At 70.7% G+C, this 11,440-nt stretch carries 8 protein-coding genes; 6 read left to right on the top strand and 2 right to left on the bottom strand.

Annotated elements, in window-relative coordinates:
• Together ACFV6I_RS07240 and ACFV6I_RS07235 are read left to right on the top strand one after the other, a co-directional pair.
• The coding region (locus tag ACFV6I_RS07240) for a sensor histidine kinase (protein ID WP_380423834.1) at positions 1–722 on the top strand (722 nt) is incomplete at its 5' end.
• Between the two features lie 520 nt (positions 723–1,242).
• Positions 1,243–1,695: a hypothetical protein gene (locus ACFV6I_RS07235; RefSeq protein ID WP_380423833.1), complete on the top strand. Its 453-nt coding sequence runs from the start codon at positions 1,243–1,245 to the stop codon at positions 1,693–1,695.
• Between the two features lie 6 nt (positions 1,696–1,701).
• Here the strand turns inward: ACFV6I_RS07235 and ACFV6I_RS07230 are convergent, their stop codons facing one another.
• Positions 1,702–4,602: a BTAD domain-containing putative transcriptional regulator gene (locus ACFV6I_RS07230; RefSeq protein ID WP_380423832.1), complete on the bottom strand. Its 2,901-nt coding sequence runs from the start codon at positions 4,600–4,602 to the stop codon at positions 1,702–1,704.
• Positions 4,603–4,827: 225 nt separating this feature from the next.
• On the opposite strand from ACFV6I_RS07230, the gene ACFV6I_RS07225 reads away from it, so the two are divergent.
• From ACFV6I_RS07225 to ACFV6I_RS07215, 3 genes are all read left to right on the top strand, one after another.
• The gene (locus ACFV6I_RS07225) at positions 4,828–5,400 is read left to right on the top strand and encodes a hypothetical protein (RefSeq protein ID WP_380423831.1); all 573 of its coding nucleotides are present in this window, start codon (positions 4,828–4,830) and stop codon (positions 5,398–5,400) included.
• A gap of 519 nt (positions 5,401–5,919) precedes the next feature.
• A complete protein-coding gene (locus ACFV6I_RS07220; RefSeq protein ID WP_380423830.1) occupies positions 5,920–7,587 on the top strand; it encodes a hypothetical protein in 1,668 nt (555 codons plus the stop codon).
• 109 nt (positions 7,588–7,696) lie between these two features.
• Complete coding sequence (locus ACFV6I_RS07215) at positions 7,697–9,196, top strand: transglycosylase family protein (protein WP_380423829.1); 1,500 nt, start codon at positions 7,697–7,699, stop codon at positions 9,194–9,196.
• Positions 9,197–9,412: 216 nt separating this feature from the next.
• On the opposite strand, the gene ACFV6I_RS07210 is transcribed toward ACFV6I_RS07215, so the two are convergent.
• A complete protein-coding gene (locus ACFV6I_RS07210; RefSeq protein WP_380423828.1) occupies positions 9,413–10,081 on the bottom strand; it encodes a TetR/AcrR family transcriptional regulator in 669 nt (222 codons plus the stop codon).
• An 89-nt stretch (positions 10,082–10,170) separates the two neighbouring features.
• On the opposite strand from ACFV6I_RS07210, the gene ACFV6I_RS07205 reads away from it, so the two are divergent.
• Entirely contained in the window at positions 10,171–11,379 is a 1,209-nt protein-coding gene (locus tag ACFV6I_RS07205; protein ID WP_380423827.1) for a DPP IV N-terminal domain-containing protein, read from the top strand.
• The last annotated feature ends 61 nt before the right edge of the window (positions 11,380–11,440 follow it).

The raw sequence follows: 11,440 nt of genomic DNA, 5'->3' as shown, positions 1-11,440 counted from the left end.
CCACCACCCACCAGACCCACGACCAGCTCGACCCCCCGGACACCCCCCCCCGCCGCTCCGTCGCGCCCGCCCCCCCCCACCGGCGCAGTCCCCTCGCCGGACTGCGCACCTCCCTGGAGGTCGCCCTCACCCACCCCGACCGCACCGACTGGCCCACCGTCGTCCGCGCCGCCCGCGCCGACACCGTCCGCCTCCAGCACCTCGCCGACGACCTGCTCCTGCTCGCCCGCCCGCCCGTCGCCGCACCGGCCCACCACACCCGGGTCGAACTCACCGACCTCGCCCGCGACGTCGCCGCCGAACTCCCGCACGGCACCAGCCGGATCACCGTCCACGCCGACCGCCCGCTGGAAGTCCCCGGCAACGCCGCCCAACTCCACCGCCTGCTCCGCAACCTGCTGGAGAACGCGCTGCGCCACGCCGCCGACCGCGTCACCGTCACCCTCACCGAGGACCCCGGCCCCGACGGCCACTGGGCCGTCCTCGAAGTCCTGGACGACGGCCCCGGCATCCCCGCCCCCGACCGTGAACGCGTCTTCGCCCCCTTCACCCGCCTCGACGAGGCCCGCACCCGCGACACCGGCGGCGCCGGACTCGGCCTCGCCATCGCCCGCGACCTGGCAACCCGCCACCACGGCACCCTCACCCTCGCCGATTCCCCCACCGGCGCCCGCTTCCTCCTCCGCCTCCCCCTGCCACCCCACCCCGCCCGCACTCCGTGAGCCCGCCCGACCCAGCGCTTGACCAGGTCGTCAACCGACTGCTGCGGCTGAGTGACAAAAAGAGGCTCCTCCGGGATGTTCACGATGTGACGAGTCGACTCCTCTTAACTTCTTCTGAGATTCGGATGCGTCGCCCAGCAGGCGGTCCAGCGCGTTCGCCACCCATGGAGGTCGTTGGATGAATCGTCGTCCCCGGGTCGCAGCGTCGCTGGCGGGCGCGGTCATCGCCCTCGCGTCCCCGTCGGCGGACGTCGCAGCGCAGGCGTCCGCGCGGCATGCGTTCGGCTCCCTGTGGATCCAGGACGGGGACGGCGTGGGGGAGGGAGGACACCACGACCACAATCCCCCGCGTGACTGCCACAGTGCCCGCCGTGTCATCCTCATCGACCAGAGCTTCCGAATCATCCTGAAGAACGGCCGGCACGGGCCGGAGGCTCTCGTTCTCCAGGGGTCCACGTCATCCCCGCCCTCGTCGCCGGCAGCACCATGGGACAACTTCGCTCCTTCAACGTATTTGGACGTGAACTATCCCACCCAGACCAGCAACCAGTACGAGTGGCAGATCCGTGACTTCTTCAGGGAGCACCCGCTCTTCGTGGTGAAGGCGTTCGACCGCCACGAACGGGTCTTCTCCTTCCCGGCCACCCACTGCATCGACAAGCACGACGGCGGTGAGCGTGGTGACGGCGACCGCGGTGACGGCGCTCTTCTGTACGGGGGTGGAGCTGCCGACGGGAGCGACCCGTCCGGCTCCCCGTCGCCCCAGGCGACGGACCGTCCTCAGGACGGCCAGTCTGCGTCGGAAACCCCCAGCTCCGGGGCCACCATCCCCCCTCCTCCGCGCTCCGCCGCGGCCGAGGGCAGGCACAGCCGTCTGCTGAGCGCGGAGCACGTCGGCATCGCGGTCGGCGGTTTGCTGGTGGTTCTGGGAGTGCTGGCCACGGCCTGGATCCGACGTCGTTCCGGCACGTGACACGCCTCAGGGTCGCCGGTCGGTCGTGGCGGGCGGAGTGAAACCCAGTGCGGCCAGGATCGGCAGGTTCGAGGTCAGCTGGTGCGCCGGCAGCTCCGCGTAGATCTCGTACGCGGCGTCCCAGGCCTGACGGGAGCGCTGTTCGCGCCCCAGTGCCCGGTGGGCGGCGGCCAGTCCTGCCAAGGCGTGGGCCCGCTGGGCGGGATAGCCTGTCAGGCGGCTGCTCACGGCGAGGGACCGTTCGTAGTGCCCGACCGCCTCCTCCGGCCGCCCGAGGGCGTGCTGCGCCGCGGCCAGGGTGTTGAGCAGAGAGCAGTCCATCGGCCCGTTCCGCTGGGCCCTGGGCCGGGCGAGCACGCGGCTCGCGTGGTCCGATGCTTCCTGGTAGCGGCCCAGGAGCAGGTAGGTCGGGGCCAGGCTGGTACGGCAGAGGTCGGCCGTCCAGTCATCGGTCTCCGGGCCGTCGGCCGTCAGCAGGTCGAGGGCCTGCTCGTAGTACTCCCCGGCGTCGGCGTAGTGGCCCGTGAAGTAGTGGTAAGCGCCGAGGTTGGCCAGGGCCCGGCCTTCGGCGCACCGGTCGCCGGCGTTGTGGGCGAGGCCCCTGGCCCGCTGGAATGTCCGCCGGGACAGGGTGAGTTCGCCCAGGGCGCCCCAGACGTGGCCCAGGTCGTTGAGGCCGTGTGCCTGGGCGCTCAGGTCGCCCAGGCGGCGGGCGGCGGCCACGGCCGTCCGGCCCAGGGCCACCCCTTCGGTCTGCGGCGAAGCGCGGTGGAGGTAGCTCCACAGCAGCGCGGGCAGTTTCCAGGCCGTTTCGTCGTCCCCGCGTTCGTGAGCGTGGCGGACGGTGGCGAGCAGGTTCGCCCGCTGGTCGTCGCACCACCGGGTGGCCTGTTCGGGGCCGGTGAGGTCGGCCACCCGCAGACCCTCGGGCGGCGAGCCCAGGGGGACCCTCCGCCGCCCGGGGGTCAGCACCCGGGCAGCGGCGTGCGCGTGGTGCAGGCACCACGCGTGCCAGCGCTCATGTAGTTCCCGCTGTTCCTCCGGGCTCTCCTCGCGGGCGCCCAGCTCGGCCGCGAAGAGCTTCAGCAGGTCGTGGAAGCGGTAGCGGCCCCGTGAGGGCTCGGCGAGCAGGTGGGCGGTGGTCAGGCGGCCGAGGAGCCGGTCGCACTCGTCGACGGCGTACGCGGACAGGGTCGCGGCGACGGGGGCGCTGATGTCCACCCCCGGGAACAGGCCGAGCCGGCGGAACAGGCGGCGGGCGGCGGGGTCGAGCGCCTGGTAGGAGAGGCCGAAGGCCGATCGCAGGGAGGAGCGGTCGTCACCGTCGGCCTCCAGAGCGCCCAGGCGGTCGGTGGAGGAGGCCAACTCGTCGGCGAAGGCGACGAGATCACGCTGCGGCCGATCGCGTAGCTGGGCCGCGGCGATGCCGAGCGCCAGCGGGAGGTGCCCGCAGGCGTCGAGCAGCCGGGCGCCGGCCTGCCGCTGCGCCTCGGCGGTGTCGGCGGTGTCGGCGCCCAGGATGCGGGCGAGCAGCGCCTGCCCCTCGGCGGGGGTGAAGCCGTCGAGCGCGACCCGGTGGGCGCCCTCGCGGGCGACGAGTCCGGTGAGACGGTCCCGGCTGGTGATCACGACGGCGCAGCCGCTGCCGCCCGGTAGCAGTGGCCTGACGTGCTCCGGGCCGGCGGCGTCGTCGAGGACGACGAGCATCCGCCGCTCCGCCAGCAGCGACCGGTAGAGCGCGGACGCCTCGTCCAACTGAGCCGGTATGGACTCGGCCGTCACGCCCAGCGCGCGCAGGAACGCCGCCAGCACCCCGTGCGGGGAGCGGGGGCCGGCGGCGGACCAGCCCCGCAGGTCCGCGAACAGCCGTCCGTCGGGGAACCGCTCCCGCGTGAGGTGGGCCCAGTGCAGCGCCAGCACGGACTTCCCGACCCCGGCGGCACCCGTGATCACGGCGCACGGTGCCGCCGCCTGGCGGGCGCCGGGCTCCCCGGTGGCCAGCACCCGGTCCAGTACGAGCAGTTCGGGGGCGCGGCCGACGAACACGGAGAGGCCGGAAGGGAGTTGCTCGGGTCTCGGGTCCGCCGGGGGCGCCGCAGGGGCGACGCCGGTGGTCGGGGCGGTCCGGTCCGGACGGGCGGTCGGTGCCGGATGGGTGGTCGGTGCCGGTGAGGGTGTCGGTGCCGGACAGGGGAGGAGGAGGGCCCGTTGGAGGGCCTGGGCCTCAGGTGTCGGGTCCAGCCCGAGGTCCTCGGAGAGTCGGGAGGCGTGGCGCCGGTAGGCCTCCAGCCCGTCGCCGTGTCGGCCCGAGCGGTGCAGGGCAGTCAGCAGCTGCCGCACCAGGCGGTCACGGAGCGGGAAATCGGCGACCAGGCCGGTCAGTTCCGCGGCGACCTCGCGGTGCCGCCCCGCCTCCAGCTCCAGTTCGTAGAGCCGCTCCAGCACGGCCATCCGCTGCTCCTCCAGGCCGGCCGCGAGAGCGGCGAAGACCAGGCTGGGCAACCCGTCCAGCGCGGGGCCGCGCCACAGCTCCAGGGCTTCGCGCAACCGGGGGACGGCCTGCGCCGCGTCCAGGTCCGCTGCCGCCGCGACCCGGGAGGCGAACAGGCGGTGGTCCACCCGGGCGTCGTCCGCCACCAGCCGGTAGCCCGCGCCGTCGGTCACGATGGGGGAGGCCGCCCCCGTGCCGAGCATGCGGCGCAGCAGGCCGACCATGTTGCGGATCTGGCGGTCCGCCGTGGCCGGAGGGTCCTGGTCCCAGACCGTGTCGACCAGTCGGGCGACCGGGACGGTCCGGTTCGAGTGCGCCACGAGCATCGCCAGCAGACTCCGCTGACGGCGCCCGCCCAACCGTACGGGAGCGGCCCCGGCCCACACCTCCAGGGACCCCAGGATCCTGAACTCCATGTCCCCCCACCGGCGATGCCGAGGCACCTCCCTTGGGAGGCACCGGTGTTGACGAAGCGTCACTCCGCGCCCGGGTGTGTCACCTGAGCTGTCACGTGCCGGCACGCGGCAGCGCGCGTCACGATAAAGCAGTGATCAGATCATGCCAGAATCGTGCAGCCGATTGAGAGGGTTGCCGTGCACCGGCCGAAAGGCGCCGGTATTCGACCCAGGAGTTGATCAACCATGGCACGCTCCCTCAAGCGCATCGGAGCCGTCCTCGCGGCGACGGCGATCGCACTGTCCCTGTCCGGCGCGGCCACGGCCGTCGCTCAACCCACGACGGCCGGAGACTCGACCCGACACTGCGTGGTGAACGCGCAGGGCGGCCAGACGCAGTGCTTCGGCACCTACCGGGAGGCCATCAGCCATGCCACCGGCGGGCGGGTCGCCGACGCTCCGTCGACCGCCGCCGAGGCCGCCCGCGACAGCGCGTTCGCGAAGGAGCTGAACAGCCCGGCCGGCCTCTCCGACCTGGTGGTCCTGGGGACGATCTACCAGGACTTCTTCTTCGGGGGCCAATCGGTGACCTTCACCGGCCCGCACGCGTGCTACAACGGGAACGCCGCCGACTACTCCTTCGACATCCCCGCCCCGCTCCAGGACCACGTCTACTCGGTGCGCCCGTACGCCAACTGCTGGTTCAACCTGTTCACCGGATTCCAGGCCACCGGCTACGAGAGCCCCAGCTACAAGGGTGAGACCGTCTCGGTGGACGAGGCCTGGCGGACCCACGCCAAGTCGTTGACGCTCGGCTGAGCCACGGTCCCGACGTCCTTCCCCGGCAACCTCGGCAACCCCCCGTAGCCGCAGGGGCAAGGCCGGGGCAGGGGCGTATGACTGCCACCGGTACCTGTCCCGCCTCGCCACCAGCGATGGCGGGACAGAGCCGTTGGTGCAGAACTGGTCGCCAGGTGATCAGGACGTAGCCGTCGCCCCGCGGGCTCCGGAGGCGTTCTGGGCGTTGGCGCCAGCGGCGCCGCCGGCGCTGTCGAGGTGAGGCCGCCGGCGGGGTCGAGTCCGGCGAGGGAGAGCGCCGGAACGTCCGGGCTGGCCGGAACGGGCCTGGGCCGATTCAGGCCAGCCGAAGGCCCTTTCGAGGCTCCTGACCTGTGGTGAGACTGGTGACCGCCGCCAGGGAGCACCTGCCCGGGGCAGCACACCGGACCAGGTGTCACCGACCGCTGCTCCTGGAGGGCAGCCGTCACGGCCCGGTGTGTGTGTGCCGAGCACCATGCACGGCCGATCCCACCCCTCTCTCCCCGCTGGAGCACCGTCATGCCTTCGAAGACGTCCAAGCTGCTGCGCATCACGCTCGCCGCCGCCATCGCCGCCTCCGGTGCCGTGGTCGTCACGGCCGTCACCGCCGGGAGTTCGTACGCGGCGACGACCTCCTCGGTCGGCGGCCAGATCACCCGCTCGGAGATCCTCGCCCGCGCCCAGTTCTGGTACGGCAAGAACATCAACTACGACCAGGGCGGCTCGTACCCGGACTCCTCCGGCCGCGGCTACCGCACGGACTGCTCGGGCTACGTCTCGATGGCCTGGCACCTCGGCACCAGCGCCAACACGCAGGGCCTCGCGGACAGCTTCACCTACCAGATCAGCCGCAGCGACCTGATGCCGGGCGACATCCTGAACTCGTACTACGACCACGTCATCCTCTTCGAGAAGTGGGACGACGCCGCCCACACCACCTTCTCGTACTACTCCTTCGGCAGCACACCGGTGAAGCACCGGACCGGTATCTCGATCAACGCCGCGTCCCTCGACTCGCACCCGAACGGCGACTACAAGGCGCTGCGCTACAAGAACGTCGTCAACGACCCGGCGCCGGGTTCGGCGTGGGTGCCGGCGTTGGGTGACGGTGGTTCGGTGAGTGGTGCTGATGGTACGGCTTACACGTTCACCCGTAGCGTTGACGGTCATCTTCAGGGGACTGCCAGGTATCCGACCGACAAGTGGGCGAGCGTTGACCTCACGAATGTCGTGGGCACTCCGATTTCGGCGGGTGGTGCGCCCAGTGCGTTCGTTCAGAAGAACGGCACCGTCGGTGTGGTCAGTGCCAATGCTGCCAACGGCCATCTGCAGATCACTTACAAGAACACCTCCGGTCAGTGGGCCACCAGCGATCTCACCAACCAGGTCGGCACCCCGGTCACCGGGGGTGCGGTTCGTGCCACGACGGACCCTGACGGCACTCTCGCCATCTACTCCCGCGGTTCGACCGACGGCGGTCATCTGAGTCTCACCGCCCTGCAGTCGAACGGCAGTTGGGCGACCGTCGACCTGACCAACATCGTTGGCACGCCGATCTCCGCCGGTGGCGCACCCTCGACCTTCACCCAGAAGAACGGCACCGTCGGTGTGGTCAGCGCCAATGCCGCCAACGGTCACCTGCAGATCACCTACAAGAACACCTCCGGCCAGTGGGCCACCAACGACCTCACCAACCAGGTCGGCACCCCGGCGACGGACGGCGCTGTCAGCGCCACCACCGACCCTGACGGCACGCTCGCCATCTATTCCCGGGGTTCGGCCGACGGCGGTCATCTGAGTCTCACCGCCCTGCAGTCGAACGGCAGTTGGGCGACCGTCGATCTCACCAACGTCGTCGGCACGCCGATCTCGGCGGGCGGAGCGCCCAGCGCGTTCGTTCAGAAGAACGGCACCGTCGGTGTGGTCAGTGCCAATGCCGCCAACGGCCATCTGCAGATCACCTACAAGAACACCTCCGGCCAGTGGGCCACCAACGACCTCACCAACCTGGTCGGCACACCCGCCACCGACGGCGCTGTCAGCGCCACCACCGACCCCGACGGCACGCTCGCCATCTACTCCCGCAGCTCCCTCAACGGCGGCCACATCAACCTCACCGCCCTGCAGTCGAACGGCAGCTGGGCCACCGTCGACCTCACCAACATCGTCGGCACCCCCACCAGCTGACCCCCCAACCAGACCGACGGCTGACCATCGGTCCTGACGTCGGCCGGGGGTTTTCCCCGGCCGACGCCCATCCCGCCACCGCGCCGCCCCAATGCCAACGGAGTTGACCGTGACCACCCGCACCCGCCGCACGTCCGCCCTCGCCCTGCTCGCCTCCAGCCTCCTCGCCTGGGGAACCTCCGCCCTCACGACCGGGCAGGCCTCGGCCGCCTCCGTGTCGACCTGGGACAAGGTCGCCGCCTGCGAGAGCGGCGGCAACTGGTCGATCAACACCGGCAACGGCTACTACGGCGGCTTGCAGTTCACGAAGAGCACCTGGCTCGCCTACGGCGGCGGCCAGTACGCCCAGTACCCGAACCAGGCCACCAAGGAGCAGCAGATCCTGATTGGCGAGAAGGTCCTTGCCGGGCAGGGCGAGGGCGCCTGGCCGAGCTGCGGTCCGAAGGCGGGCCTGGGCTCCGACCACGCCAACCCGTACCCGTCGACCACCACTCCGCCGGGTTCGGCGTGGGTGCCGGCATTGGGTGACGGTGGTTCGGTGAGTGGTGCTGATGGTACGGCTTACACCTTCACCCGTACCGCCGCGGGCCATGTTCAGGTGACTGCCAAGTCTGCGGCCGGCAACTGGGCTACGGCCGATCTGACCAACGTCGTCGGCACGCCGGTCTCTGCGGGTGGAGCGCCCAGCGCGTTCGTTCAGAAGAACGGAACCGTCGGTGTGGTCAGTGCCAATGCTGCCAACGGCCATCTGCAGATCACTTACAAGAACACCTCCGGTCAGTGGGCCACCAGCGATCTCACCAACCAGGTCGGCACCCCGGTCACCGGGGGTGCGGTTCGTGCCACGACGGACCCTGACGGCACGCTTGCCATCTATTCCCGTGGTTCGACGGATGGCGGTCATCTGAGTCTCACTGCCCTGCAGTCGAACGGCAGTTGGGCGACCGTCGACCTGACCAACGTCGTCGGCACGCCGATCTCCGCCGGTGGCGCACCCTCGACCTTCACCCAGAAGAACGGCACTGTCGGTGTGGTCAGCGCCAATGCTGCCAACGGCCATCTGCAGATCACCTACAAGAACACCTCCGGTCAGTGGGCCACCAACGACCTCACCAACCAGGTCGGCACCCCGGTGACGGACGGCGCTGTCAGTGCCACCACTGACCCTGACGGCACGCTTGCCATCTACTCCCGTGGTTCGACCGACGGCGGTCATCTGAATATCACCGCCCTGCAGTCGAACGGAAGTTGGGCTGCCGCCGATCTGACCAACATCGTCGGCACGCCGATCTCGGCGGGTGGTGCGCCCAGTGCGTTCGTTCAGAAGAACGGCACCGTCGGTGTGGTCAGTGCCAATGCTGCCAACGGCCATCTGCAGATCACCTACAAGAACACCTCCGGTCAGTGGGCCACCAACGACCTCACCAACCTGGTCGGCACACCTGCCACCGACGGCGCTGTCAGCGCCACCACCGACTCCGACGGCACCCTCGCCGTCTACTCCCGCAGCTCCCTCAACGGCGGCCACATCAACCTCACCGCCCTCCAGCCGAACGGTCAGTGGGCCGCGGTCGACCTCACCAACATCGTCGGCACCCCCGCCAGCTGACCCACCAACCAGACCGGCGGTGAAACGGCCCGGCCCTGAAGAGGCCCTGTCCCATCATCAGTGGTACCGAAGCGTGACGGGCGTCGCTGACGGCTCATGCGAGATGTCAACGAGCTTGTGAGTGTGGTGTTTTCGGGATTACGGGGCAGCGCCCGGTGACCGGTGTGTCTCCCAATCACGGAAGAGCAGCTCATGAGCGCCGCCGGCGTCAGGGCGTCAGGGCGATCGTGGGAGCGAGGCGAGGATGGCGTCGAGGCCGAACTCGAAGACGTCCCGCTGGGTGAAGGTCGGGAAGTCGACGGTGGTGGCGTGCATCGCCGGGTACACCTCGGCCGGGAGGCGGGCCCACTGTTGGCGGACCCGTTCCCAGTGCTGCGGGTCCTCGTCCCAGACCCGGCGGACGGGGTAGAGCGTGGCGCAGCCGAGGACGAAGCGGATCAGCGTGGCCAGCAGGCCGATCGCCGTCCGGTGGTCGACCTGCAGTCGGGCCAGGCGGGCGTAGATCTGTTCGGACATGCGGGCCTCGACCTCGCCGACTCCGTCGGAGGGGGTGTTGATCTGCAGGAGGGCCGGGTGCGTGATGAACAGCTCGAAGTAGGCGTGCATCACCTGCCGGAGCCATGCGACGTCGTCGAGGTCGGGGTCGGGCCACTGGAATCGGCTCAGCAGCTCCGCGGTGACGGCGAGGAGGATCGCGTCCTTGTCGCGGAAGTGCGTGTAGAGCGACATCGGGCGGACGCCGAGGTGGTCGGCGAGCCGACGGATGGTCACCGCGTCCAGTCCGTCGCGGTCGATCAGTTCGATCGCCGCGTGGACGATGGCCTCGGGGCTGAGGGTGCCGCGGGGTGCGCGAGCGGGCGCTGTCTTGTGCCTGGGCGATGACATTGGGGTTCCTGATTCGTTCGGGACCGCAGTTCCATCAGCGTACCGTACGCTGTACTGTTCCTGGATCGAGACTGATTCCAGGAGGCCGGATGTCCATGAACGCACTCCCCGCCATCGCCTACGACCGAGCTGAGCGGATGCTGCTGCACAACCGATCCCGGCTCGCCCTGCGGGCCAAGGCGAAGCCCGTCTGGATCGGCGGCGGCGAGAGGTTCTGGTACCGGGTCGAGACCGAGCGGGGCGGCGAGTTCGTGCTGGTCGACCCCGCCGCCGGGACCCGGGGGCCGGCGTTCGACCCCGAACGACTCGCCGCCGCGCTGGCGTCCGCCGCCGGCCAGCCGGTCCAGCCGTACGCACTGCCGTTCCGGGCGGTCGAGTTCGCGGACGGGACGGTCGCGTTCGACGCGTTCGGCGCGCGCTGGACCTGCCGGCTGGCCGACTACCGGTGCGCGCGGGACGAGAAGCACGCCGAACCCTCACCGCTGGAAGTCGCCTCGCCGGACAAGAAGTGGGCGGCGTTCCGCCGCGACCACGACCTGTGGGTGCGTTCGGCCGAGACGGGCGAGGAGTTCGCGCTCACCGCCGACGGCACCGCGGATCGCAGCTACGCGGCCCACCCCGACGCGGCGGTCCCCACCCACCTGCTCGGCAAGCTCGGTCTTGCGGACATGCCGCCGGCGCTGCTGTGGTCGCCGGACTCGGCGCGCATCCTCACCCACCGCACCGACCAGAGCGATGTCGCCCTGATGCACCTGGTCGAAGCCGTCCCGCCGGATGGCGGCCGGCCGCGCCTGCGCAGCTACCACTACCCGGTCCCCGGCGAGCCGATGACCTGCGGCGAGTGGATCGTCTTCGACGTCGCGTCCCGGACCGTGACACCCGCCAAGACCGACCCGTTCCTGCTGCCCTACATGTCACCTGTCACGCTGAAGAAGGCGTGGTGGGCCAAGGACAGCACGGCCGTCTACTACCTGGATCAGCCCCGTGACCTCCGGACGCTGCGGCTGCACGCACTCGACCCGGCGACCGGCGAGGTGCGCACCCTGGTCGAGGAGCACGGCGACACGCGGGTGGAGGCCGCGCAGGAGATCACCCAGAAGCCGATCGTGCACGTGCTCGCCGGCGGCCGCGAGACGCTGTGGTACTCCCAGCGCGACGGCTGGGGGCACCTGTACCGCTACGAGGACGGGGAACTGGTCGAACAGCTCACCCGAGGGCCGTTCGCGGTGCAGCAGATCGTGCACGTCGACGAGGCGGAACGGGTCGCGTACGCCGTCGTCTCAGGACTGGTCCCCTGACGACCCAGCCACACGGAGGCGAGTGCCCGAGGCCGGGTCGCGCGGGGGGTCTCCACAACAC

This window comes from Kitasatospora sp. NPDC059803 (assembly GCF_042732255.1).
Taxonomy (GTDB): Bacteria; Actinomycetota; Actinomycetes; order Streptomycetales; family Streptomycetaceae; genus Kitasatospora.
The sequence above is the reverse complement of the archived record's forward strand: the minus strand, read 5'-3'. Positions and strand labels throughout refer to the sequence as shown.